This window comes from Amycolatopsis sp. NPDC114504, assembly GCF_055633595.1.
In genome coordinates, this window is record NZ_JBVKDU010000006.1 from 963,543 (window position 1) to 988,325 (window position 24,783).

Sequence of the window (24,783 nt, forward strand, 5' to 3'; positions counted from 1 at the left end):
GCTGGTTAACCCACTGTCACGCGCAGGATCTTGTTGTGGCTGTTGTGCGGTGTGCTGTCCTTGTCACCGTCCACACTGGTCGCCAGCCACATCTGGCCGTCCGGCGCCGGCTCGACCGTGCGGAGCCTGCCGTACGTCCCGTTGAAGAACGTCTGGAAGTTCGTCAGCGAGCTGCCGCTGATCACCGCGCGGTACAGGCGCGTGCCGCGCTGGCAGGCCACGTACAGCGCGTCGTGGATGATCGTGATCCCGCTGCACGAACCCTGCGCCACCGGGTACGTCTTCTTCGGCGCGATGAACCCGGCGGTGCCGCAGGTGCCGGACGTCCCCTCGCACGACGGCCAGCCGTAGTTGCCGCCCTTCACGATCAGGTTCGTCTCGTCCATGACGCTGTTGCCGAACTCCTGCTCCCACAGCCGGCCCTGTGAGTCGAAGGCCAGGCCCTGGACGTTGCGGTGCCCGTAGCTCCACACGGCGTTGTGGAACGGGTTGTCCGCCGGGATCGAGCCGTCCGGGTTGATGCGCAGCACCTTTCCGTTGGGGCTGCTGGTGTTCGACGCGTTGTCGCCGTTCTGCGCGTCACCGGTGCCGGCGAACAGGTACTTGCCGTCCGGGCTGAACCGCAGCCGGCCGCCGTTGTGGAACTTGTTGCGCGCGATGCCGGTCAGCAGGATCTGCTCGGTGCTCGTGGTCAGGGAGTCGGCGGCCGGGTCGTACTTGATCCGCACGATCCGGTTGTCGCTCGACGAGGTGTGCATGATGTAGAGCCAGTGGTCGGCGGCGAACGACGCCGGGTTGATCTCCAGCCCGGTCAGGCCGCCTTCGCCGTCGGTGCTCTGGACGTTCGGCACGGTGCCGATCGTCTTCTTCGCCCCGGTCTTCGGGTTCAGGTGGACGATCGAGTGCGCGTCGCGCTGGTTGTAGAGGATCGTGCCGTCCGGCAGGGTGACCAGGCCCCACACGACGTCGTCGTCGGTGCCGACCTGCGTGGCGCCGCAGACGCCCTGCGACGGCGAGCAGGTCGACCCGCCGGTGGTGGTGACGTCCAGGACCGGCGTGCTCGGGTCGCTCAGGTTGCCGTTCGCGTCGACCGCGCGCACCTGCAGGTGGTAGGCGGTGTTCGGGGTCAGGCCGCCAAGGGTGGTGCTCGTCGTGTCGGACGTGCCGATCTGCGTGCCGGAGGTGAAGATCCGGTAGCCGGTGACGCCGGCTTCGTCGGTCGAAGCGGTCCACGCCAGGCCGATCGACGTGCTGTTGACGGCCGTGGTGTGCACGTTCGTCGGCGCCGACGGCGGCGTGTGGTCGTCGGACGGCGGCGTCTTGACGGTCAGGGTGCCGCTGGCCTGCGAGACGTTCCCGGCCGCGTCTCGCGCGTTGACGTAGAAGCCGTAGCTGGTGTTCGGGTTGAGGTTGCCGCAGGTCGCGGTCAGCGCGCCGGTCGTGCTGGCGCAGAGCTGACCGTCGCGGTAGACGTCGTAGCCCACGACGCCCTTGTCGTCGGTCGCCGCGGTCCACGAGATGGTCGCGCTGAGGGGTGTGACGCTGTCGAGCGTGGGCGTGCCGGGCGGCGACGGCGGGACGACGTCCCCGGTCGAGCCGTAGACGCCGAACTCCTGCAGCGAGTAGCCCTTCGACGCGTCGGTGCGGCAGCGTTTCGTGCCGTACACCCGCACGTAGCGGCCGGTGCCGTCGAGGGAGGTCAGGTCTTCGACGCCGCCCTTTCCGGTGGTGGTCGAGTAGATCCGCGTCCACGTGACGTGGTCGGCGGAGGTGTCGATCTCGTAGGCCGTGGCGCACGAGGCGTCCCACTGCAGCCGCACCCGGCTGACGTGCGCCGCCGCCCCGAGGTCGACGTAGATCCACTGCGGATCGACGCCGGCCGCACTGGCCCAGCGCGTCGCCGAGTCCCCGTCGACGGCGGCCGGCGCCGGGCAGCACCCGCCCGCCGACGACGCCGTCACCGGTTTTCCTTGGGAAAGAAGCGAATCCGCGGCCTGCACCGGCCCCGCCGCGGTGAGTGTCGCGGCGACGATCGCGGCCGCGATCATCCCCACCCGGATCCGTCTGGTCATCCCGTCCTCCTGCGCGTCGGCGCGGAGGCGCGAACCCGCCCCCGCGGTGACCCCGGTCCGCTCGCGCGCGCCCGGCCCCGTCGGCGAACGACCCCGTCGGCGCAGGCAGAGGCGGATGCCTGACGACGACGGAGGGGTTCTCGGGGACCGGACCGACCTGGGGTCAGAGCGATCTCGGGGTGACCCTACGAGGGGAGCGTCCGGCAGGTCAACGCCCCTGTCCCGCTCAGCGGAGACTGTTGTGGGACAACGGTTTCAGTCCAGCACCCGGCCCAGGAACCCGCGGATGTAGCCGGCGATGGCGTCCAGGTGCGTTTCGAGCGCGAAGTGACCGGCGTTGAGCAGGTGGATCTCGGCGTCGGGCAGGTCACGGGCGTAGGCGCGGGCACCGTCGGCGACGAAGATCCCGTCGTTGCCGCCCCAGACGGCCAGCAGCGGGACCCGGGTGGTCCGGAAGTACTCGTGGAACTTCGGGTAGAGGCCGATGTTGTGGTGGTAGTCGGCGAGCAGCGCCATCTGGATTTCGGCGCCGCCGGGGCGGTCGAGCAGGGCCTGGTCGTGGATCCAGACGTCCGGGCTGACCAGCGCCGGGTCGGGCTCGCCGTCGAGGTACTGCGCCTTGGTGGCTTCGAGGCTGACCATGCCACGCAGGTCGTCTTCGGTCAGGGTGCCGGCGGCGAGTCGTTGCGGGAGTCCGTCGCCCAGGCCGTCGACGTAGGCGTTGCCGTTCTGCGTGACGATGGCGGTGACCCGCTCGGGGTTCCCGGCCGCGATGCGCAGGCCGACCGGGGCGCCGAAGTCCTGGATGTAGAGCGCGAAGCGGTCGAGGCCGATCTCGTCGAGCAGGCCGAGGGTGAGCTCGGCGAGAGCGTCAAAGGTGTAGCCGAACTCCCCGACCGAGGGTGCGTCGGAGGCACCGGCGCCCAGGTAGTCGGGCGCGACGACGTGGTAGCGGTCGGCCAGCGCCGGGATGAGGTGCCGGTACATGTGCGAGCTCGTCGGAAACCCGTGGAGCAGCACGATCGTGGGAGCGTCGGCGGGCCCGGCCTCCCGGTAGAACAGCCGGCGCCCGGCAACGGTGACAAAGCGGTGATACACGGCGACCATCGGTTCTCTCCTCGCGTCTCATGGTTACTTTTCTATTTATCCATGAGACGGAGTAGGCTGTCAACGGGCCGGGACAATGAGGGAAGAACTTCGGGAGGCGAACGTGGTCACTGCGGCACCCGGCGAGGAGCGCTCCTGGGCGCTGGCGCTGGTCAACACCCGCCGGCTCACACCATCCGGCGAGGACGACGACTTGGCCGACCCGAGCGCGGCCGCCGGCTGGCTTGGCCTTCCCGCACTCGACGCGACCGACCTTCGCCGCGTGACGGATCTCCGTGCGGCGGTCCGCGAGCTGCTGGCGGCGCGGACGGAGGGCCGTTCACCGGCCGCGTCGGCGGTGGAGACGGTGAACGCGGCCGCCCGTTCCGACGCTGCCGCACCCCAGCTCGTCTGGCGGTCGGGACCCCACCGCGAGTGGCGGAGTACGAGCCCGGGCAGCGTTTCGGAGGCAGTGGCGGCGTTGGCCCGCGATGCGATCGATGTGGTGACTGGCGAGCTCGGCGGTCTGGTGCGCCCTTGCGAGGCGCATGGGTGCGTGAGGTACTTCTTCCGCGAGCACGCCCGCCGCCGCTGGTGTTCGACAACGTGCGGCGACCGCGTCCGCGCGGCCCGGCACCAGCGGTTGGTAGTGGAGCAACGGGAGTCGCCCGGGCGACGGGACTGAAGCCGGGTCGCTGGGCGCAGTCGGTTTCGGTCGGGCCGGGCCATGTCGGGCGGGGTCACGCCCGCCAGGCCACGTTGGCCCAGGTCACACTCGGCCGTGCTGTGCCGGACCGCGTCCGGTCGGGCCGGGCTGGCCGAACTCGGTCGAGCGAGGCCGGACCGAACTTGGTTGGCCAGGGCCGAGCCAGGCCAGACTCGGTCGTGCCAGATCGGACCGGCCGCGCCGCACGGCGAGCCGGACCGGGCCAGGCCGCACTGGGCTGAGCCGGGCTGGGCTGAGCCGGGCCGGGCTGAGCCGGGCCGGGCTGAGCCGGGCCGGGCTGAGCCGGGCCGGGCTGAGCTAGGCCGGGCTGAGCTAGGCCGGGCTGAGCTAGGCCGGGCTGAGCTGAGCGAGGCCACGGCAGGTCAGACTCGGCCGGGCTGGCCCAGACTGGGCCGGCTCAGGCCGCATCGGCGGCCAGGCCGGTCGCCTCGGCGGCGGTCGAGCCGGGCCAGGTCAGCCTCGGTCGGGTCGAGCGAACTCGGCCGGGCCGGGTCGCGCTCGGAAGCTGGTCTCGCGGGGCCGTGGCCGGTGAATCACCGCGCTGCCTAGCCCTACGGCGCCTGCGCTCTGCCATAGCCGAGCACGCACCGCAGCCGCGGCCAGCGCCCCGGCAGCCTCGCCTGCGGCCGACTCCCTTCACCACGGTCCTCACTCCGCTGCGAACGCCGCCGACCGGCTCACCTCGGCCCACTCCGCCACCTCGGCTCCGCGCGCACGGTCGGACCGTTGCACCGCTTCGACCGCGTCCGCGCCGAGCAGCAGGCGCAGCGGCGGCTTCTCCAGCCGGACCACGTCAGCGAGGATGCGGGCTCCGCGAGCCGGATCTCCTGCCTGCTTGCCGTCCGTTGCGTCGCGGAGGCGGTGCATCTGGCCCACCGACGCGTCGTACTCCGGGCGGACCGGGGCGCGCTCCATCGAGGCTCCCTGCCAGTCCGTGCGGAACGCGCCCGGCTCGACGATCGTCACCTTCACCCCGAACGGCTTCACCTCCGCGTTCAGCACCTCGGAGAACCCCTCCACCGCGAACTTCGCCGCCTGGTACGCACCCAGCCCCGGTGACCCGCCGACCCGGCCGCCGACCGATGAAAACTGCAGGAAGTGCCCCGAGCCCTGCTCGCGGAACACCGGCAGCGCCGCGCGCGTGACGTTGACGACGCCGAAGAAGTTGGCCTCCACCTGCTCGCGGAAGTCGTCCTCCGGCATGTCCTCGATCGGCGCGCTGTTCGCGTACCCCGCGTTGTTGGCCACGACGTCGAGCCCGCCGAACTCGCGCACCGCGAAAGCCACCGCCTCGCGCGCCGCCGCCGGGTCCGTCACGTCCAGGGCGAACACCCGGACGTTGTCACCGTGCTCGGCCACCAGATCCTTCAGCTGCTCCGGCCGGCGCGCGGTCGCGACCACGCGGTCGCCGTCCTCGAGCGCGGCCCGGGCCAGCTCCCGCCCGAACCCGCGGGAACTGCCGGTGATCAGCCAAGTCCTGCTCATGATGCCTTGCTCCTCGCTCGTCGACACCGGCTAACCAACCGGTTGGTTACTCCAGGAAACACCTGCCGGGCACGTTTGTCAACCAACCAGTTAGTTGCTAATATGGATGGCATGAGAGATGCGGCGGACACGAAGCGGCGACTGCTCGCTGCCGCCACGGAGGAGTTCGCGGAACGGGGCATCGCGGGCGCCCGCGTCGACCGGATCGCGGACGCCGCCGGTTGCAACAAGGCGATGCTCTACAAGTACTTCACCAGCAAGGACAGGCTGTTCGACACGGTGTTCGGCGAGTCGGTCGGCCGGTTCGTCCTCGACGTGCCGGTCGACGCCGACGACCTGCCGGGCTACGCCGGAAAGCTCTTCGACCGGTACGAGGAGCAGCCGGAGACGCTGCGGCTGGCGGTCTGGCACCGGCTGGAGCGACCCGACGGCAAGTGGGTCACCGAAATCGTGCTGGCCAACGAACTCCGGCTGCACGACCTGAAACAGGCACAGGACGAAGGGAGACTGGCCAAGCACTACACACCCATGGAACTGCTGGTGCTGATCCAGTCGATCTCGACGGCGTGGGCGACGACCAATACGGAACTCGGCGTGCTCACCACCATCCCCCGCGCGCAGCGGCGGGAGCTCGTGGTGGACGCGGTGCGGCGGCTGGTCGAGGAGCGCTGACGAGCGGTACGCGAACACCCCGGGGCGCGGGTAGCGTGTCGTCCGCCGAGCCTGGCCGACGAAGGGATGCGCGATGGAGTGGACGCTCGAAGTGGTCGTGGTGCCGGTGTCCGATGTGGACCGCGCGAAGGCCTTCTACGCGGACCAGCTGGGATTCACCCTCGACCACGACGTGACGCCCGCCGAAGGCGTCCGCATCGTGCAGCTGACCCCGCCGGGGTCGGGCTGCTCGGTCGTGTTCGGCCGCGGTGCGGTGCCGGACATGCCGCCGGGGTCGCTCAAGGGGCTCCAGCTGGTGGTCAACGACCTGCCGAAGGCCCACGCGATGCTCACCGAGCGTGGCGTCGAGGTCAGCGAGGTCCAGGTCCACGGCATGGGCACCTGGGACGGAGAAGCGGACCTGAACAACGTGGGTTTCGTGCACTTCGCCGACCCCGACGGCAACGCCTGGACGGTGCAGCAGATCACGGCGCGCCGCTGAGCCGGGCGACAGCGAGCCGGGGCCCTGACCGCACTCCCCGGCTCGCCGCCGGACCCCTAGTCCACCAAGGCGCCGCAGCTGAGGTTGACCGTCGACGCCGTCATCGTCCTCGCCCGGTCCGATGCCACGAAGGCCGCCACCGCGCCCACGTCCGCCAGGGTTGCCGCTCGGCCCAGCATGGTCTTGCCCGCGATGTTCTCCTCCAACGCCTCGCGACCCTCGAAGTCACCCGGGATCGTCTCCGGGATTCCGCCCGTCCGGAGCGTCACCGCCCGTACCCCGTGCGGGCCCAGCTCCGCCGCCAGCTGACGGCGCATCGCCTCGATCGCGTGGAACGCCACCTGCAGCCCGCCCACCGAGTACTCGCGCACCGGCTCGCCCGCGCCGCCGAAGAAGAGCAAGACCCCTGATCCCTGCTTCACCATGTGGCGGGCCGCCGCTCGGGTTGTCAGGAACTGGGTTCGGACCGCCGTCAGGACCGGGCGCTCGTAGTCCGCCAAGGTCATGTCGATCAGCGGGGTGCCCTGGACGTCGCCGTGGGTGATGAGGTTGAACGAGATGTGCACGCCGCCCTCGGCCGCGACCGCCGCCGCGTGGTCGTCGACCTCCCGCTCGTCGAGGGCGTCCACCTCGGCCACCTCGACCGAGCCACGGATGCGCGACGCGACCGGCTCCAGCCGGGCGCGCGTGCGGCCCGCGAGGAACACCCGCGCTCCTTCCTCGGCGAAAGCGCTGGCCACGGCCGCGCCGATGCGGCCTCCGGCTCCGTAGACGATCGCGTTCTTGCCGGCGAGCAACGTCATGAATCCCTCCGATGTCCGGGTGCGTTCACCACTGCGTCGAACGGCACCCCCGGAAATCGACCGGGTTCAGGGGCGCGGCACACCCATCGGGTTCGGGACCGGGACCACGCCCGCGTCGATGACCGCCCGGCTCAGCGGGACCGCCAGCTCCAGGAGCCGCGACAGACCGGCCGGACCGAGTGCCTCCACCGGCGCCGCCGCCAAGCGGTCCGTGTCCTCTTCGAGCGAAAGCCGCATCGCCGCGCCGGACGACGTCAGGCGGCCGGAAGAATCCAGCAGACCGCGAGCCACCAACCCCGAGACCGCGCCGGTCCACTCCGCATCGGACCAGCCTCGGTGCGGCTGGACGTCGCCACGGGCGATCACGCCGTCGCCGATGTGGGTCACTGTCGTCTCCAGGCCCGTCAGACCCGCGTGGACCGCCGCCAGGACGTGGCCGTCGCCGCGGTGCTCGCGCAGCACCGTCGCTGCCAGCCACAGACGGCCGAGGACGCCCGCCGGCCGCGGTACCGCGGACCAGGCCGCCGCCAACGGACGACCGTCGAACCGGCCCGCGGACGCGGCCTGCTCCAGCAGCGATGTCAGCTCCGAGACGTCCGAAGCACCCAAGACACGCGAAAGAGCGGCTTCGACCGCCGAAAGCCGCGAGCGAAGCACCTCAGCAGGCGAAGCGAACGACCACGCGTCCGGCAAGGCCCGCGCCACCATGGCCGGCGCGAAGCCGAACAGCATCGACGTCGCCGCCGCGGGGCCGATCGGGCCCAGCGGCGCGAGCCGGCCCGCGAAGTACCCCATCCAGTACCCCCGCAGGCCGGCCTCCTTCGCCGCCGACGCCGTCTCCGATGCGAAGTAGACGACCGCGTGCAGTGGCTCCACGGCCGCCCACAACCGCCGGGCCGGTGATGTGCTCATGCCGTCATTCTCACCCCCAGGCGACCGGCAGCTCCCGCACCCCGTACACCAGCGTGTTGTGCTTGTACACCAACGACTCCCGCGGCGCCGCCAGCCGCAGGTCGGGCACCCGGCGGAACAGCCGCGTCAACGCCTCCTGCAGCTCGACGCGGGCCAGCTGCTGGCCGATGCACTGGTGCGCACCGAAGCCGAACGCGACGTGCGTGCGCGGCGACTCGCGGTGGAAGTCGAGCTTGTCGCCTCCCGGGAACGGCTCCTCGTCGCGGTTGGCCGAGTTCAGCGCCGCCACCAGCCACTCCCCCGCCTTGACCGACCGGGAGCCGACCTGCACGTCCGCGGTCGCGTAGCGCAGCACGCCGAACTGGACGACCGACAGGTACCGCAGCAGCTCCTCGATCGCGCGCTCGGGCGCGGACAGCACGACGTCGCGCTGGGCCGGGTGCTCCAGCAGCACCAGCGTGCTGAGCGCGATCATGTTCGCCGTCGTCTCGTGGCCGGCCACCAGCAGGCTCAGCCCGAGCACCACCAGCTCTTCCATCGTGAGCGGGTCACCCGACGCCTCCCCCCGAGCGATCAGCCGGCTGAACAGGTCGTCCTGCGGGTTCGCCTGCTTGTCGGTGAACAGTTCGGCCAGGAAGCCGGAAAGCTCGTCGTAGGCCTGCTGCCCCTCTTCGGGCGTCGCGTCGGTGCTGACCAGGAACCCGCTCTGCCGCTGGAAACGCGACCGATCCGCGTACGGGACGCCGAGCAGCTCGCAGATCACCAGCGACGGGATCGGCAACGCGAAGTCCCGCACCAGATCGGCTTCACCGGGCCGGGCGAGCATCGCGTCGAGGTGGCTCTCCACCAGTTCCTGGACGTAGCCCCGCATCGCTTCCACCCGCCGGACGGTGAACTCCGCGATCACCATCTTCCGGATGCGCGAGTGGTCGGCGCCGTCGAGCTGGATGATCGAACCGGGACTGACCTTCTCGTCGAGATCGGCGTCCGGCCTGACGTGCACGGAGGACGCGCCGCGTGAGCTCATCGTGCGGTCGGCGAGCACCGCGCGGACGTCGCGGTAGCGCGTCACCAGCCAGGCGTCCATGCCCGCCGGGCAGCGCACCTGCGACGTCGGCGCGGTTTCCCGCAGTGTGGCGTAGTTCCCGGGCGGGTCGTACGGGCATCCGGCCGGTCGTGCCGTGGGGAGGGCCGGGGTTTCGGATGCTGCCGTCACGGCGGATCACACCTCTCTGCCGGTGGTCGGGTCACTTCCACCATGGAGAGGTTCGGCGCCGTCGTGGGACGTTCGACCCACTTCCGACCCGGATGGCCTAGCGGGCCCCGTAAGCGCCGCCGTTCACGTGCACGACCTGCCCCGTGACGTGCCCGGCTCCCGGCGAAGCCAGGAACTGCACGGTTTCCGCGACTTCTTCCGGCGCGCCGGCCCGCTTGTTGAGCGCCACCGAGATCCGGGAGCTGAGCCACTCTTCGGTGAGCGTGCCGTGGAAGAACTCCGTGTCGAGGATGACGCCCGGAGCGACGACGTTGGCCGAGCCGGCGGCGCCGAGCTGCCGCGCGAGGTCGGTGTTCCACGCTTCGATCGCCGCTTTCGCCGCGCCGTAGGAGCCGGAGCCCTGCTTCGCCGCGACAGAGCCAAGAGTCACAACCCGCACGTTGTCCGCGAAGCGCGGCTTCAGCGCAGTAGTGACCAACACCGCGGAGACGACGTTCGCGTCGAAGTTCGCGCGCCACGCGTCCGCCACCCCGGCGAGGTCCGTGGGCGCCTCCCGGACCCGGTCGGTGTTGCCGCCGGCGTTGTTGACCAGGACGTCGACCCGCGAAGGCAGTTCCGCCAGCGCGGCCTGCACCGCCGCCGGGTCGCTCGCGTCGAACGCCACCGCCCGCGCGCCGATCCGTTCCGCGGCCGCCTCCAGCACGTCCTTGCGGCGCCCGGTGACGGTGACCCGCTCGCCCGCCGCCGCGAACCGGGCGGCGATCGCCAGCCCGATGCCCGTGCCGCCCCCGGTGACCACGACTTCCCGCTGTTCGCTCATGGCGCCATCTTCGCCGACGAAAGCGTGCCCCCGCTCGACTTTCCCGCCGATCGGAACACGAGACCGGATTCGTTAGGAAACTTTACGAACAGGTCTTGACGGCGGGCCGCCACCCGGCGAACCTGGACGCACGCCGCACGTCATCGTCCGCCCCACCCACTCCCGGAGGCAGCATGACCCGGCGCACTCTCGCGCTCGTCGTGACCCTGTTCCTCGCCCTGACCTCGGCGCTCGTCGGCGCCGGCCCGGCGAGCGCGGCCACCACGCAGCCGACCTTCCTCACCTTCTACGGCTGGTGGGACAACACCCCGCCCGGCGGCGACATCGCCTACCCGCAGATCCACGACACCGCGGGCGGCAAGGGCAGCTACGCCGACCCGATCACCTTCGCCACCAGCAGCGACGAACTGAAGCCCGGCACCAAGGTCTGGGTGCCGCGGGTCAAGAAGTACTTCATCATGGAGGACGGCTGCGACGAGTGTTCCGACGACTGGAACAGCCAGGGCCCGAACGGCGGCCCCGGCCTGCGCCACATCGACCTCTGGCTCGGCGGCAAGGGCGGCAGCGCCTTCGACGCGATCGACTGCGAAGACGCCCTCACGCACTACAACGCCGACAACACGCCGGTCATGGAGCCGGTCGTCGTCGACCCGCCGTCGAACGAACCGTACGACGCGACGCCGATCTTCAACACCAGCACGGGTGCGTGCTGGGACGGCGCACAGCCGAACACCACGGTCGGCCAGTACAAGAACAACTCCACCGGCACCTGCCTCGAAGCCCCGAGCAGCGGGACCACGCTGAAAGTGGCCGCCTGCACCGGAAGTGACGCCCAGCGCTTCACCTTCCATGGCGCGTTCCTCGTCATCAACGACAAGTGCGCGGGCATCTCCGGCAGCTCGATCGTGCTGCAGACCTGCACCGGCGGCCCGGCCCAGCAGTGGTCGATCAACCCCGACGGCACCATTTCCGACATCCAGACGAGCAAGAAGTGCTTCCGCGCCTCGGGCACGACGCTCACCGCGGGCAGCTGCTCCGGCACCCAGGCCCGCTGGACGTTCACCGCGGCCGGCAGCACGTCGAGCCTCAGCGTGACGCCGTCCTCGGTTTCGGTGGCACCGGGCGCTTCGGCGACGGCCTCCGTCACCTCCACGGACGCCGTGACGCTGTCCGCGAGCGGCGCCCCCGCGGGCGTCACCGTGTCGTTCTCCCCGGCGTCGGTGCCGGCCGGCGGCACCTCGGCCGTCACGGTCGCCGCCGCCGCGACCGCGACCCCGGGTTCGGCGACGGTCACCATCACCGGCGGGACGAAGACCGCTTCGCTCGGCGTCACGGTCACCGGCGGCGGAGGGGGCACCGAAACGCTGCTCTCCCAGGGGAAGACCGCGACGGCGTCCTCGACGGAGTCGTCGTCCTACCCGGCGAGCGCGGCCTTCGACGGCAACCTCACCAGCACCCGCTGGGCGTCGAAGGAGGGCTCCGCGAGCGAGTGGCTGCGCGTCGACCTCGGCGCCACCAAGGCCGTCTCGCACGTCAAGCTGAGCTGGGAAGCCGCGTACGGGAAGGCGTACAGCATCCAGACCTCGGCCGACGGCACGAGCTGGACGACGATCTACAGCACCACGACCGGCAACGGCGCCACCGACGACCTCACCGGCCTGACCGGCAGCGGCCGCTACGTGCGGATGAACGGCGTCACGCGGGGCACCTCATACGGTTACTCGCTGTACGAGATGCAGGTGTTCGGCACGGCCTGAGTTGCCGGATCGGCAACACGATTTGCCCCTTCGGTGGCGTCCTCCGCATGCTGGGGACGTCACCGAGGAGGAACCATGCCGCACGAGCCCATGATCGTCGAAGAGATGCTCAAGCAGGATTTCTGGGAAGCCATGTACCAGCGCGACGAGCACCGGATCTGGAGCGGGAACGTCAACGTCAACCTCAGCTCCGAGGTCGGAGGGCTGACGCCCGGACGTGCTCTCGACCTCGGCTGCGGCGAGGGCGGCGACGCGATCTGGCTCGCGAAGCGGGGCTGGACGGTCGACGGCGCCGACATCTCGACCGTCGCGCTCGCCCGGGCGGAAGAAGCGGGCAAGGAAGCCGGCGTCGACGTCAACTGGCTGCACCGCGACATCCTGAAGTGGCAGCCGGAAGAGCAGTACGACCTGATCTCGGCGCAGTACATGCACCTGCCGCCGGACCTGCGCCGCGACGTCTTCACGGCGGCCGCGAAGGCGATCCGGCCGGGCGGTTCGCTGCTCGTCGTCGGGCACTCGCCGAAGGCCATGCGCGAGTTCGACGGCCAGAAGCCGCCGGAGGAGCTGTACTTCGAGCCGGAGGAGATCACGACTTTCCTGGGCGACGCCTGGGAGTGGGTCGTCGAGACCTGCGAGACGCGCGGGGAAGGTCACCACACCGACGCCGTCTACCGCGCGAAGCGGCTCTAGGAATGGAAGCAGGGCCCCTTCACACTCCGCCCATGCCCCCACCGCCGCCCTCAACGGAAGCGCTCCGCGCTGCGGTGTTGCATTGTGACGCGTGTGAAGGGGCCCTGCGGGTCAATCAGGCGAGCTCGAGGCCGTAGCTCTGCAGCTCGAGGGTGAGCGGGTAGAAGTAGCTGGTCACGGTGTCGCCGCCGGACAGCGTGCCCAGGCCCTTCGAGCCGTCGTAGGCCGGGCCACCCGAGTCACCGTGGTCGGTGTGCGCGGTGGTGCCGAACTCGTGGTTGAGGACGCCGACGTCGAAGTTGACCGACTCGTCGACCGAGGTGACCTCGCCGCTGCCGCCACCGGTGGTCGAGCCCTGCTTCTGCATCTGCTCGCCGACCGTCGGGGTCGCCGCGCTCGTGATCGCCTGGCCGGTGTTGATCTCGCCGGGGCCGGAGCCGTTCGGGCGGGTCAGCAGGCCGGAGTCGGCTCCCGGGCAGTCGCTTTCGACGACCTGCGCGCCGGAGACGTCGCCGCCGGCCCAGGTGCCGCCGAGGTTGGTGCAGTGGCCGGCGGTGAGCAGGAACGGCGAACCGCCGCGCGTCACGTTGAAGCCGAGGGAGCAGCGGCCCTGGTCGTTCTGGATGGCGTCGCCGTCGGAGATGTACAGCTCCAGCTTGCCGGTGCGGTGCTCGACGCGGACGCTGTCGCCGTACTGGGCGGCGGCCGCGGTGACCTTGTCGGCGTTCGCCTTGCTGGCCGCGTCGTAGACCTTCACCACGACCTGGTTGGTCTTGGTGTCGATGCCCCACGCGGTCTGCGGGACGTTCTTCACCGCGTCCAGCTGGTTCTTGACGCCGGTCAGCGCGGCGAAGGTGTGCTTGACCTTCTTCGCGGTGAGGCCGGCGGCCTCCACCTTCTGGACCGACGCGTCATCGGTGACGTTGACGACGGCCTTGCCGTTCTCCAGGTAGACGCCACCGGAGGTGGCACCCAGCGTGTCCGCGACCTGGGTCGCGCTGGTGATCGCGTGGGCCTGCATCTCGGCGAAGGCCAGTGGGGACGCGGTGGCCGCCGACGCGCACACGCCGGACGTCAGCGCGGCGGCCGACAAGACGGCGAAGGTCTTGAGGGCGGTTTTCCGGGGAGTCATCAACTTCCTCCAGGTTGCCGGTTCGAAGCCTGCGCCGGTCACTTTCGTTGCCGGGCAACCAACGCACCACCGACTAAGGTTGGTTAATAACCAATCGATCCGGACATACCTCTCAACTCAGACCCGAACAGCCCAGTGACGCTGCCACGTTCGGCGTAACAATCACCCTTTCGGCCAGCGAACGTGGTCCTCGTAGCCCGGGTTCTTCCGCAGATATCCGGCGATGAAGGGACACACCGGAACGATCGTCCGGCCCTTTGCGACGACGTCGTCGAGCGCGCCGGCCGCCAGGACCTTGCCCAGCCCCTGCCCCGCGAACGCGTCGTCGATCTCCGTGTGGGTGAAAACCGTGAGTTCGCCACGCACGTCGTAGTACGCGGACCCGGCCAGCTTGCCGTCCGCCCAGATCTCGTAGCGGCCCTCGTCGGGGTTGTCGACCACTCGGGTGTCGGTCATCGGCTCTCCTTCGTCGCTGGGCCGGCCGGGGGAAGCACCGGACCCGTTCGTGTGCAACAGCGCCTGCTCCTCTTGGCGGGCACCCGCGACTTTGGTTGCCTCACGGGGTGCCTGAGCAGCCGTTCGTCCTCCCCGAGTTCTACATGCCTTACCCCGCGCGGCTGAACCCGCACCTCGAGCGGGCCCGCGCGCACAGCAAGGCGTGGGCGTACGGGATGGACATGGTCGACGTCCCGCAGCACGGCACGGTCATCTGGACCGAGCACGACCTCGACTCCCACGACTACGCGCTGCTCTGCGCCTACACCCACCCGGACGCCGGCGCGGACGAGCTCGACCTCATCACCGACTGGTACGTCTGGGTCTTCTACTTCGACGACCACTTCCTCGAGCTGTACAAGCGCACCGGCGACATCGACAGCGCGCGGACCTACCTCGACCGCGTCGACGAGTTCATGCCCGCCGACGGCGAGATCACCGCGACGCCGGAGAACCCGGTCGAGCGCGGCCTGGCCGACCTCTGGGACCGGACGATCCCGCGGCGCTCGGCCGCGTGGCGGCGCCGGTTCGTCGCGAGCACGAAGGCGCTGCTGGAAGAGTCGCTGTGGGAGCTGGCCAACATCAACGAGGGCCGGCTCGCCAACCCCATCGAGTACGTCGAGATGCGGCGGAAGGTCGGCGGCGCGCCGTGGTCGGCGAACCTCGTCGAGCACTCGGTGCACGCCGAGGTGCCGGACGAGATCGCCGCGTCGCGGCCCATGGAGGTCCTGCGCGACTGCTTCGCCGACAGCGTCCACCTGCGCAACGACCTCTTCTCCTACCAGCGGGAGGTGCAGGACGAGGGCGAGCTGTCCAACGGCGTCCTCGTGGTCGAGAAGTTCCTCGGGCTGTCGACGCAGGAGGCGGCCGACGCCGTCAACGACCTCATCACCTCGCGCCTGCACCAGTTCGAGCACACCGCGCTCACCGAGGTGCCCGGGCTGTTCGACGAGTACGGCGTCGACCCGGCCGCCCGCGCGGCGACGTTCGCCTACGTCAAGGGGTTGCAGGACTGGCAGTCCGGCGGCCACGAGTGGCACCTGCGGTCCAGCCGGTACATGAACGACGGCGCGGTGGCGAGCCACGGCATCGGGACGTCGGCCGCGCGGATCTTCTCGTCGGTGCTCGCGACGGCACCGCAGCGGATGCGGGCGTACGGGCACACGCCGTTTTCCGCGGTTTCCCCGCCGCGGCCGGTGTTCGAGCCGCCGTTCCCGCTCCGGCTGAGCCCGCACCTGGACGCGTGCCGCCGCCGCAACGTCGACTGGGCCCGGCGGACGGGGATCCTCGACGGCGTGGTGTGGGACGAGCGGAAGCTGCGCGCCGCCGACCTGCCGCTGTGCGCGGCGGGCATCGCCCCGGACGCCGACGACCTCGACGTCCTCAGTGACTGGCTGACCTGGGCCACCTACGCCGACGACTACTACCAGGAGATGTTCGGCGCGACCCGGGACCTCGCCGGGGCGAAGGCGTGCAACGAACGCCTGGCGCTGCTCATGGCCGACGGCGGGCAGCCGCTCAACCCCCTCGAAGCCGCGCTCACCGACCTCTGGCCGCGGACCCCGGACCGCGACGCGGTGCGGCGGGCCGTCGCGTCGATGACCGGGAGCTGGCTGTGGAAGCTCGCGAACCTGGCCCAGAACCGCATCCCGGATCCGATCGACCACGTCGAGATGCGGCGGCGGACGTTCGGCGCCGAGCTCACGCTGAGCCTCGTGCTGCCGCCGGAGCCGCGGGCCACCCGGGCCGCGCAGACGCTCGAGCACACCGCGGCCGACTACTGCGGCCTGCTCAACGACCTCCGCTCCTACCGCAAGGAGATCCGGTTCGAGGGCGAGCTGAACAACGGCGTGCTGGTGGTGCGGAACTTCCTCGACTGCACCGAGGACCGCGCGGCCGAAGTCGTCCGCGACCTGGCCGAGGCGCGGCTCGCGGAGTTCCGCCACGCGTCGGCGGCCGGCCCGGACCTCCCGCCGGAGTACGTCGAGGCGCTCCGGAACTGGATGGCCGGATGCGCGCACTGGCACGAGAACGCCGGGCGGTACAGCGAGTTCGAGCTGGGTCACCACCCGCGGTTCGGCGGGCCGACGGGGATCGGGACGTCGTCGCTGCGGATCTCGTCGCTGCTCCCGGCCGCGCCGGTGTGATCGAGCAGCCGACACGCGTGATTGCGGAGTCGACACGCGTGATCGAGCAGCCGACACGGCGGGCGGGCCGCCTCGCCGCCGTGTCGACCCTCCGATCACGCGTGTCGACCCTCGGATCACGCGTGTCGACCCGGCGATCACGCGGGGAACTGCCCGCCGGTCGCTGAAGGGCGTTGTTCGCGCCACTCCGCCGGGCATTCGTCCGGGGAGGGGGCGATACTCGACAGCGTGAGCGGCTTCAACCTGCGTTTCCTCGGCCATTCGACGGTCCGGCTCGAACTCGGTGGCCGGGTGGTCCTGACCGATCCCGTGCTCACCGCGCGCGTCGGCGGGCTCGTGCGGGTCGTGCCGCCGCCGGCACCCGAGGCCTACGCGGACGTCGACCTCGTCCTCGTCTCGCACCTGCACGGCGACCACCTGCACCTGCCCTCGCTCAAGCTGCTCGGCAAGCGCGCGCGGATCGTCGTCCCGCGCGGGGCCGGGTCCTGGCTCACCAAGAAGGGCTTCGAGAACGTCGAGGAAATCGCCCCCGGCGAAACCCTCACCGAGGGCGCGCTCGAAGTCACCGCCACGAAAGCCGTCCACTCCGGACACCGCTGGGGCCCGCGGCTCACCCACGGCCCGCAGAGCCCCGCGATCGGGCACCTGATCACCGCCGGGGACGCGAAGATCTACCACGCCGGCGACACCGACCTCTTCGACGGCATGGCGGACTTCGGCCCGGTCGACGTCGCGCTGCTGCCCGTCTGGGGCTGGGGGCCGAACCTCGGGCCGGGTCACCTCGACCCGGCCCGCGCCGCGAAAGCCGCCGAAGTCGTCCAGGCCCGTGCCGCCGTGCCCGTCCACTGGGGCACCCTCGCCGTCCCCGGCCTGAAACGCACCACCCGGATGCGGCGGCTGCTCGCCGACCCGCCGCGGGTGTTCGCCGCCGAGGTGAAAGCCGCCGGCGGAGCCACCGAAGTCCTGTTCACCGAGCCCGGCGCCGACGTCGTCCTCCCGGCTCCGACGGACCGCGCGTGAACTGGACCGACCCGGCCGCCATCGGGTACCCGGCCCTGTTCGGCGGCGTGCTGCTCGGCTCGATCATCCCGATCGTGCCCACCGGCGCGGTGGTCGGCGCCGCGGCCGCCGTCGCGACCACCACCGACCACCTGTCGCTGCCGCTGGTCATCGTCATCGCCACGCTCGGCGCGTACGTCGGCGACGTCGTGACGTTCGGGATCCCGCGCCTCGGCAGCGAAGCCGCGTTCCGCTGGATCAGCCGCCGCCAGCCCGCCGAACGGCTGGAGAAGGCCCGTGACCAGTTCGCCCGCCGCGGCTGGCAGCTCGTCGTGATCGGCAGGCTCGTCCCGGCCGGCCGGATCCCGGTGCTCCTGGCCGCCGCCGCGCTGAGCTACCCGTGGCGGCGCCTGCTGCCCGCCGCGCTCCTCGCGTGCGTGCTCTGGGCGGGCGCGTACAGCTTGCTCGGCATCGTCAGCGGAGGCATCTTCGACTCACCGATCATCGCGACGGTCCTGGCGACGGTGCTGGTCCTGCTGGTCACCGTGCTGGCGAACCTGGTCGCGAAGTGGCGGCGCAAGACCAAGGAGCGAGTGTGACGACGTCCGCGCCGAAGGGCAGGCTGCTACGGGGTGGCCGGGCCGTCGCCCGCGTCCTGCTGGTGTGGGCCGCGGTGACCGGAGCGCTGCGCCTGCTCGACGTCTTCCTGCCCGGCTTCAGGATGACGCACTGGTGGCAGCCGACCGTCTGCGCGCTGCTGCTCGGCCTGCTCGCCGGCGTCGTTTGGCCGCTGGTCATGCGCATCGCCTACCCGCTGGCCTTCTTCACCTTCGGCCTCTTCGGCTTCCTGCTGCTCGGCGCCGGGACGCTCGCGGTGTTCGGGACCGTGCCGGGCGTCGAGCTCGACGGCTTCCGGACGGCGGTGATCGTCACCGTGGCCATGGCCGGGGTCGGCGCGCTCATCTCGGCCGTGCTGGCCATCGACGAGGACGAGATCTTCTTCCGCCGCGCCAACCGCCGCCGACGCCGGCACGCCACCGCGCCCGGCGACGCCGAACAGCCGCCCGGCGTGGTGTTCCTGCAGATCGACGGCCTCGGGTACGACACGGTCCGCCGCGCGATCCGCGACGGCGACATGCCGACATTCGCCGCGTGGCTCGCCGAAGACACGCACACGCTGACGCCGTGGCACACCGACTGGAGCTCGCAGACCGGCGCGAGCGTCTGCGGCATCCTGCACGGCTCCAACCACGACATCCTCGGCTTCCGCTGGTACGAAAAGGACCGCGACCACGTGATGGCGTGCGCCCACCCGACCGACGCGGCCGAGATCGAGCGGCGCCACTCCGACGGGCACGGCCTGCTCTCCGGCGGCGGGGCGAGCCACGGGAACCTGTTCTCCGGCGACGCCGACCACGTCAACCTCACCATGAGCTCGATCCCCGTGCTGGTGCCGAAGACCCTGCGCCACCGCCGCGACCGCCTCGGCGCGGGCTACTACGCCTACTTCGCGAACCCGGTCAACGCGCTGCGCACGTTCGTCGTCGCGCTCGCCGACGTCTTCCGGGAGATCAACGCGTCGGTGCGCCAGCGCCGCGCGGGCGTCGTGCCGCGGGTCCCGCGCGGCGGCTGGTACCCCCTCGCCCGGCCGGGCACGACGGTGATCGCGCGCGACGTCGTCGTGTCGGCGATCCTCGGCGACATGCTGGCCGGGCGCCCGGTGGTGTACGCGGACTTCCTCGGCTACGACGAGGTCGCGCACCATTCCGGCATCGAGCGGTTCGACACGCTGTCGGTGCTGCGCTCGATCGACCAGCAGATCGCGCGGCTGCACCGGGCTTCGCGCCTCGCCCCGCGCCGCTACCACGTCGTCGCACTCTCGGACCACGGCCAGACGCAGGGGCAGGCGTTCTCGCAGCGGTTCGGCGAGACGATCGAGGCGTACGTCGGCCGGCTGTGCGGCGGTTCGCCGTCGGCAGCCGCGGGCAAGCGACGGCAGGCCGAGAGCTGGCAGATCAACGCGGCGCTGGCGGAGGCGACGAAGAGCGGCGGCCTGATCGCGCGCCGGCTGCGCGCCCGGGTGGAGAACGCGGAGTGCGCCGACGACCGCCCGCGCACGACGTCCGGTTCGCCCGGCGCGGTCACCCGCGTGGCGCCGGGAGTGGTGGCGGTCGTGTCCGGGCACGTCGCGATGGTGTCGTTCACCGAGCACGAGGGCCGCGTCGAGCTGGAGACGATCGAGCGCGAGTTTCCCGACCTGCTGCCGGCGCTGGTCGACCACCCGGGGGCCGGGTTCCTGCTGGTCCGCAGCCGCGAGTTCGGCCCGGTGGTCCTGGGCCGCGACGGCCTCCACCGGCTGGCGACGGGTGTGGTCATCGGCGAGGACCCGCTGCTGCCGTACGGCCCGCACGCGGCGGACCTGATCCGCCGCGTCGACACGTTCCCGCACTGCGCGGACGTGATGATCAACAGCCGCTACGACCCGGAGACGGACCAGTCATCGCCGTTCGAGACGCACGTGGGTTCGCACGGCGGGCTGGGCGGGCCGCAGCAGCGCGGGTTTGTGGTGCACCCGCGGGAGCTGCCACCGCTCGGCGAAGTCGTCGGCGCGGAGGCGCTGCACAAGGTGTTCCGCGGGTGGTTGACCGAGCTGGGGCACCCCTCGCCCGCTCCCGCACCCGCAGTTTCGGAGGTTGTTTCGTGAGTTTGACGGTGTACGGCGCTTCCTGGTGCCCGGACGTGAAGCGCAGCCGCGCGTTGCTCGACCGCGAGGGCATCGAGTACTCGTACGTGGACGTCGAGGCCGACACGGCCGCCGAGGCCCGGGTCCGCGAGCTGCAGGACGGCGCGCGCCGGATCCCCACGATCGTGTGGGACGACGGTTCGTTCCTGGTCGAGCCGTCCGACGACGAGCTGAGTGCGCGGCTGTGAAGCTGCTGCGAGAGCTGCCACTCGGCACGCGGGTCGTCGTCCGTTATCGGATCGACGGCGGGTTCACCGACGCGCTGGGGAACCTCGTCGCCCGGGACGACACCACCTGCACCGTGGACACCCGGCGCGGGCCGGTCGTGGTGGCGTTCGAGGCCGTCGCGCTGGCCAAGCCCGTGCCACCGCCGCCGGTGCGGAAGTCGGATGGCGGGTCCCCGGCGACTTTGTGACATCGGGGGCGTTTTCGACGAACGCGCCCCTGCTGGGGCTACCAGCGCCTTGCCGCCGCTGACGGCCGCGACCGAGGCGTGGCCGCCGAACGTCGCCGGAACAGCGCACCGAGTTCTTCGACATCGGCGCGGTGGTCTACTTCCTGCGCAAGGTGATCTGGATGGTCCCGTTCATCGCCCACACGACCCGGTTCCTCATCGAGGCTCGGAAGCCTTGACGATCGCCGTCTCGACGCCGTCGAGCAGCAGCTCCAAGCCCGCCTCGAACGACAGCCGCGCCTCCCGCTCCAGGTAGGGCTCGTCGGAGGACACCGCCTCGACCGACGCGCCCAGCCGCGCCACCGTGGGAAACCGCACCGTCAAATCGGGCACCAGCTCGCCGAGCAGTGCCGACCGCGCGTACCACCAGTCCTCTTCGGACAGTCCTGTCTCGCTCGCCGCCTGGCGGGACTCCGCCGCCGTCTGGACCGAGCCGCGGACGACGTTGAACAGCGCCGACACCACCCACCGGACCCGGGACAGCGGCAGGCCCGTCTCGGAGAGCACTCGCAGCAGCGTCTCCTGCACGTGGAACTCCCCCGGCCCGAGCACCGGGCGCGCCGGCGAGACCTGCAGGAGCCACGGGTGGCGTAGGTGCAGGTCCCACAGCGCGTCCGCCAGCGACAAGGCAGCGGCACGCCAGCCGGCCGCCGGAAAGGACGACGGCAGCTCCCCCAGCGTCCGGTCGTACATGAGGTCGACCAGCTCAGTCTTGCCCGGCACGTACGTGTAGAGCGCCATCGCCGTGCGGCCGAGCCGCTCCCCCACCGACCGCATCGACAGCGACGCCATCCCCTCGGCGTCGGCGATGTCGATCGCCGCCTCGACGATCGCCTCGACGGACAGCCCCGGCTTGGGTCCCGGGCCCGTGCGCGGCGCGACCACGCGCGGCCCCCAGAGCAGCTCCATGGACCGCCGGGCGTCGCCCTGACCCGCGAAGACGACCACCTTGCCGACTCCTTACACCATAAAGTAATGTACGATGACCAATCACTTTACAGCCTAAACTATCAAGAAGGACGGTATGACCTCACCCAGGCGGGCCGCCGACACCCACGACGTGATCGAGGTCCGGGGAGCCCGGGAGAACAACCTGACCGGCGTCGACCTGGACATCCCGAAGCGACGCCTCACGGTGTTCACGGGCGTGTCCGGCTCCGGCAAGTCGTCCCTGGTCTTCGGCACCATCGCGGCCGAGTCGCAGCGGCTGATCAACGAGACCTACAGCGCGTTCCTCCAGTCGTTCATGCCGAACATGTCGCGCCCGGACGTCGACCTGCTGGAGAACCTCAGCGCGGCCATCGTCGTCGACCAGGAGCGGATGGGCGCCAACTCGCGCTCGACCGTCGGCACGGCGACCGACGCCTACGCGATGCTGCGGATCGCCTTCTCGCGGCTCGGCGAACCGCACGTCGGCACGTCCGGCGCGTTCAGCTTCAACCTCCCCGAGGGCATGTGCCCGGCGTGCGAAGGCCTCGGCCGGGTGTCCGACCTCGACGTCCACGCCCTGCTCGACTTCGACCGCTCGCTGCACGACGGCGCGATCCAGGTGCCCGGTTTCACGCCGGACACCTGGTACGTGCAGACCTACCTCTCGTGCGGCTTCTTCGACCCGGACACCAAGATCCGCGACTTCACGCCGCAGCAGCTCGACGACCTGCTGCACAAGGGCCCGTGCAAGGTGAAGGTCGGCAAGACCAACATCACCTACGAGGGTCTCGCGGTGAAGGTCCGGCGGCTCTACCTGCAGAAGGACACCGAGTCGCTGCAACCGCGCCTGCGCGCGTTCATCGAGAAGGCCGCGACCTTCAAGACCTGCGACGCGTGCGGTGGCGCCCGCCTGAACCAGGCCGCGCTCTCGGCCAAGATCGACGGCAAGAACATCGCCGACTGCGCCGCCCTGCAGATCAGCGACCTCGCCGAGTTCGTCCGGGGCCTCGACGCGCCGTCGATCCGGCCGCTGCTGGGCAACCTGCGCGACACCCTCGACTCGCTGACCGAGATCGGCCTCGGCTACCTCTCCCTCGACCGCGAGTCGGCGACGCTCTCCGGCGGCGAGGCGCAGCGCGTGAAGATGGTGCGGCACCTGGGATCGAGCCTCACCGACGTCACGTACGTCTTCGACGAGCCGACCGTCGGTCTGCACCCACACGACATCGAGCGGATGAACAACCTCCTGCTGTGCTTGCGGGACAAGGGGAACACGATCCTGGTCGTCGAGCACAAGCCGGAGACCATCCGGATCGCCGACCACGTCGTCGACCTCGGCCCCGGCGCGGGCACCGACGGCGGCCGGCTCTGCTACACCGGCAGCGTCGACGGCCTGCGCGCGTCGGGCACGCTCACCGGCCGCCATCTCGACCACCGGGTCACGCTGCGCTCGCGGGTCCGGCAGCCGTCGAGTCACCTCCGCATCACCGGCGCGAAGCTGCACAACCTGCGTGACGTCAGCGTCGACGTCCCGCTCGGCGTCCTGACCGTGGTCACCGGCGTGGCCGGCTCCGGGAAGTCGTCGCTGATCCACGGTTCCCTGGCGAACCGCGACGACGTGGTCGTGGTCGACCAGTCGGCGATCCGCGGATCGCGACGGTCCAACCCGGCGACCTACACCGGCCTGCTCGACCCGATCCGCACGGCGTTCGCCAAGGCCAACGGCGTCAAGGCGAGCCTGTTCAGCGCCAACTCCGAGGGCGCGTGCCCGCGCTGCAAGGGCCTCGGCGTGATCTACACGGACCTGGCGATGATGGCCGGCGTCGCGTCGGTCTGCGAGGAGTGCGAGGGCAGGCGGTTCACGCCCAAGGTCCTGACGCACCTGCTGCACGGCAAGAACATCAGCGAGGTCCTGGCGATGTCCGTCGCCGAAGCGCGCGAGTTCTTCCCGTCCGGCACCGCGCGGCGGGTGCTCGACCGGATCGTCGACGTCGGCCTCGGCTACGTGACGCTCGGGCAGCCGCTCACCACGCTCTCCGGCGGCGAGCGGCAGCGGCTCAAGCTGGCGATCCGGATGGCCGAGAAGGGCTCGACGTACATCCTCGACGAGCCGACGACCGGGCTGCACCTCGCCGACGTCGACCAGCTACTGGCGCTGCTCGACCGGATCGTCGACGCGGGCAACACGGTGATCGTCATCGAGCACCACCAGGCCGTGATGGCCCACGCCGACTGGCTGATCGACCTCGGCCCCGGCGCCGGCCACGACGGCGGCCGCGTGGTGTTCGAGGGGACCCCGGCCGCGCTCGTGGCGGACGCCTCCACGCTCACCGCCCGCCACCTGCGCGAATACCTGGGGAAGCCGTGAACCCGACCGGGCTGCTCGAGGTGACGGCGGTGCGGCGGCCGACCCCGCGCACCGTGCGCGTCACGTTCACCGGGCTCACCGACCTCGAGGCGTGGCCCGACCAGCAGCTCAAGCTCCTGTTCCCGCCACCGGGCCGCGCGGTGCGGCTGCCATCGGGCGACGACGACGTGATGCGCTGGTACCAGGCGTACCTGGCGATCCCGGAGGACGAGCGGCCGGTGATGCGCAGCTACACGGTGCGCTCGCGGGATCGCGGCACGATCGACGTCGACTTCGTGCTGCACTCCGGCGGAACCGACGGCCCGGCGACGGCGTGGGCCCGGACCGCGGCCGTCGGTGACATCCTCGGCCGGTACGGGCCGGACGCGGCCTACCGCCGTCCCGTGCCTACCGCGGACACGGTGCTGCTGGCCGGCGACGAGACCGCGGTGCCGGCCATCGCCACCTTGCTGTCCGAAGTGGACAACGCGGTGGTGTTCGTGGAGGTGGCGGACGCGGCCGAGGAGCAGCCACTGCCGGTCCGGTGGCTGCACCGGAACGGCGCGCCGCACGGGACGAAGCTGCTCGAGGCGGTGCGCGGCGCCTCGCTCGGGCCGGGAGCGGCCTCCTGGCTCGCGGGGGAAGCCGGGATGGTGCGGGCGCTGCGCCGCCACCTCGTGGGCGAGCGAGGGCTCGGCAAGGACGTCATCGAGTTCACCGGCTACTGGCGGCGCACACTGACCCAGGACGACGCACCGACCCCCGAGGACCTCGCCGACGCGCGCGAAAAGCTCGGCGGCTGATGGCAGACTCGC

Annotated in this window: 23 protein-coding genes; 13 read left to right on the forward strand and 10 right to left on the reverse strand. The window is 71.1% G+C overall.

The features are described 5' to 3' along the window. Positions 1 to 5: 5 nt before the first annotated feature. Together ACZ7PG_RS46140 and ACZ7PG_RS46145 are read right to left on the reverse strand one after the other, a co-directional pair. Positions 6 to 2,072 (reverse strand): PQQ-dependent sugar dehydrogenase, encoded by a 2,067-nt coding sequence (locus ACZ7PG_RS46140; RefSeq protein ID WP_470245549.1) that lies wholly within the window; start codon positions 2,070 to 2,072, stop codon positions 6 to 8. A gap of 255 nt (positions 2,073 to 2,327) precedes the next feature. Then, positions 2,328 to 3,179 (reverse strand): alpha/beta fold hydrolase, encoded by an 852-nt coding sequence (locus ACZ7PG_RS46145; protein ID WP_470245550.1) that lies wholly within the window; start codon positions 3,177 to 3,179, stop codon positions 2,328 to 2,330. A 103-nt stretch (positions 3,180 to 3,282) separates the two neighbouring features. On the opposite strand from ACZ7PG_RS46145, the gene ACZ7PG_RS46150 reads away from it, so the two are divergent. Continuing rightward, positions 3,283 to 3,843, forward strand: a complete 561-nt coding sequence (locus tag ACZ7PG_RS46150) for a CGNR zinc finger domain-containing protein (protein ID WP_470245551.1) — start codon at positions 3,283 to 3,285, stop codon at positions 3,841 to 3,843. 690 nt (positions 3,844 to 4,533) lie between these two features. Here ACZ7PG_RS46150 and ACZ7PG_RS46155 read toward each other — a convergent pair. Further along, entirely contained in the window at positions 4,534 to 5,370 is an 837-nt protein-coding gene (locus tag ACZ7PG_RS46155; RefSeq protein WP_470245552.1) for an oxidoreductase, read from the reverse strand. A gap of 111 nt (positions 5,371 to 5,481) precedes the next feature. On the opposite strand from ACZ7PG_RS46155, the gene ACZ7PG_RS46160 reads away from it, so the two are divergent. Both ACZ7PG_RS46160 and ACZ7PG_RS46165 read left to right on the forward strand, forming a co-directional pair. Further along, positions 5,482 to 6,042 carry a TetR/AcrR family transcriptional regulator gene (locus ACZ7PG_RS46160; RefSeq protein ID WP_470245553.1) on the forward strand — a complete coding sequence of 187 codons (561 nt, stop codon included), beginning with the start codon at positions 5,482 to 5,484 and terminating at the stop codon, positions 6,040 to 6,042. Positions 6,043 to 6,115: 73 nt separating this feature from the next. After that, entirely contained in the window at positions 6,116 to 6,523 is a 408-nt protein-coding gene (locus ACZ7PG_RS46165) for a VOC family protein (protein ID WP_470245554.1), read from the forward strand. Between the two features lie 56 nt (positions 6,524 to 6,579). Here the strand turns inward: ACZ7PG_RS46165 and ACZ7PG_RS46170 are convergent, their stop codons facing one another. From ACZ7PG_RS46170 to ACZ7PG_RS46185, 4 genes are all read right to left on the reverse strand, one after another. Continuing rightward, positions 6,580 to 7,326, reverse strand: coding sequence for an SDR family NAD(P)-dependent oxidoreductase (locus ACZ7PG_RS46170; RefSeq protein ID WP_470245555.1), 747 nt, complete (start codon positions 7,324 to 7,326; stop codon positions 6,580 to 6,582). 66 nt (positions 7,327 to 7,392) lie between these two features. After that, positions 7,393 to 8,238 (reverse strand): SCO6745 family protein, encoded by an 846-nt coding sequence (locus ACZ7PG_RS46175; protein ID WP_470245556.1) that lies wholly within the window; start codon positions 8,236 to 8,238, stop codon positions 7,393 to 7,395. Between the two features lie 10 nt (positions 8,239 to 8,248). After that, positions 8,249 to 9,454, reverse strand: a complete 1,206-nt coding sequence (locus ACZ7PG_RS46180; RefSeq protein WP_470245557.1) for a cytochrome P450 — start codon at positions 9,452 to 9,454, stop codon at positions 8,249 to 8,251. Between the two features lie 97 nt (positions 9,455 to 9,551). Then, a complete protein-coding gene (locus tag ACZ7PG_RS46185; RefSeq protein WP_470245558.1) occupies positions 9,552 to 10,274 on the reverse strand; it encodes an SDR family oxidoreductase in 723 nt (240 codons plus the stop codon). 173 nt (positions 10,275 to 10,447) lie between these two features. On the opposite strand from ACZ7PG_RS46185, the gene ACZ7PG_RS46190 reads away from it, so the two are divergent. Next, on the forward strand, positions 10,448 to 12,031 hold the full coding sequence (locus ACZ7PG_RS46190) for a discoidin domain-containing protein (protein WP_470245559.1): 1,584 nt from the start codon (positions 10,448 to 10,450) through the stop codon (positions 12,029 to 12,031). Positions 12,032 to 12,106: 75 nt separating this feature from the next. After that, complete coding sequence (locus ACZ7PG_RS46195) at positions 12,107 to 12,721, forward strand: SAM-dependent methyltransferase (protein ID WP_470245560.1); 615 nt, start codon at positions 12,107 to 12,109, stop codon at positions 12,719 to 12,721. A gap of 115 nt (positions 12,722 to 12,836) precedes the next feature. On the opposite strand, the gene ACZ7PG_RS46200 is transcribed toward ACZ7PG_RS46195, so the two are convergent. Beyond that, positions 12,837 to 13,853 carry a S1 family peptidase gene (locus ACZ7PG_RS46200; RefSeq protein WP_470245561.1) on the reverse strand — a complete coding sequence of 339 codons (1,017 nt, stop codon included), beginning with the start codon at positions 13,851 to 13,853 and terminating at the stop codon, positions 12,837 to 12,839. 162 nt (positions 13,854 to 14,015) lie between these two features. Continuing rightward, positions 14,016 to 14,309 carry a GNAT family N-acetyltransferase gene (locus ACZ7PG_RS46205; protein WP_470245562.1) on the reverse strand — a complete coding sequence of 98 codons (294 nt, stop codon included), beginning with the start codon at positions 14,307 to 14,309 and terminating at the stop codon, positions 14,016 to 14,018. Between the two features lie 143 nt (positions 14,310 to 14,452). Between ACZ7PG_RS46205 and ACZ7PG_RS46210 the strand changes: the two genes are divergently transcribed. The 6 genes from ACZ7PG_RS46210 to ACZ7PG_RS46235 all read left to right on the forward strand — a co-directional run bounded on the left by ACZ7PG_RS46210 (position 14,453) and on the right by ACZ7PG_RS46235 (position 20,652). Then, positions 14,453 to 16,495 carry a terpene synthase family protein gene (locus ACZ7PG_RS46210; RefSeq protein ID WP_470245702.1) on the forward strand — a complete coding sequence of 681 codons (2,043 nt, stop codon included), beginning with the start codon at positions 14,453 to 14,455 and terminating at the stop codon, positions 16,493 to 16,495. A 228-nt stretch (positions 16,496 to 16,723) separates the two neighbouring features. Further along, the gene (locus ACZ7PG_RS46215; RefSeq protein ID WP_470245563.1) at positions 16,724 to 17,515 is read left to right on the forward strand and encodes an MBL fold metallo-hydrolase; all 792 of its coding nucleotides are present in this window, start codon (positions 16,724 to 16,726) and stop codon (positions 17,513 to 17,515) included. Further along, positions 17,512 to 18,093 carry a DedA family protein gene (locus tag ACZ7PG_RS46220; RefSeq protein ID WP_470245564.1) on the forward strand — a complete coding sequence of 194 codons (582 nt, stop codon included), beginning with the start codon at positions 17,512 to 17,514 and terminating at the stop codon, positions 18,091 to 18,093. Before ACZ7PG_RS46215 ends, ACZ7PG_RS46220 begins: the two co-directional genes overlap by 4 nt. Further along, entirely contained in the window at positions 18,090 to 20,198 is a 2,109-nt protein-coding gene (locus ACZ7PG_RS46225) for a phage holin family protein (RefSeq protein ID WP_470245565.1), read from the forward strand. The genes ACZ7PG_RS46220 and ACZ7PG_RS46225 overlap by 4 nt, the downstream gene beginning before the upstream one ends. Continuing rightward, positions 20,195 to 20,425, forward strand: coding sequence for a glutaredoxin domain-containing protein (locus ACZ7PG_RS46230; protein WP_470245566.1), 231 nt, complete (start codon positions 20,195 to 20,197; stop codon positions 20,423 to 20,425). Before ACZ7PG_RS46225 ends, ACZ7PG_RS46230 begins: the two co-directional genes overlap by 4 nt. Further along, complete coding sequence (locus ACZ7PG_RS46235) at positions 20,422 to 20,652, forward strand: putative acetyltransferase (protein WP_470245567.1); 231 nt, start codon at positions 20,422 to 20,424, stop codon at positions 20,650 to 20,652. Before ACZ7PG_RS46230 ends, ACZ7PG_RS46235 begins: the two co-directional genes overlap by 4 nt. A gap of 195 nt (positions 20,653 to 20,847) precedes the next feature. On the opposite strand, the gene ACZ7PG_RS46240 is transcribed toward ACZ7PG_RS46235, so the two are convergent. Then, positions 20,848 to 21,639, reverse strand: coding sequence for a TetR/AcrR family transcriptional regulator (locus ACZ7PG_RS46240; protein ID WP_470245568.1), 792 nt, complete (start codon positions 21,637 to 21,639; stop codon positions 20,848 to 20,850). 76 nt (positions 21,640 to 21,715) lie between these two features. Between ACZ7PG_RS46240 and ACZ7PG_RS46245 the strand changes: the two genes are divergently transcribed. Continuing rightward, positions 21,716 to 23,989, forward strand: coding sequence for an ATP-binding cassette domain-containing protein (locus ACZ7PG_RS46245; protein WP_470245569.1), 2,274 nt, complete (start codon positions 21,716 to 21,718; stop codon positions 23,987 to 23,989). Further along, entirely contained in the window at positions 23,986 to 24,771 is a 786-nt protein-coding gene (locus ACZ7PG_RS46250) for a siderophore-interacting protein (protein ID WP_470245570.1), read from the forward strand. The genes ACZ7PG_RS46245 and ACZ7PG_RS46250 overlap by 4 nt, the downstream gene beginning before the upstream one ends. The last annotated feature ends 12 nt before the right edge of the window (positions 24,772 to 24,783 follow it).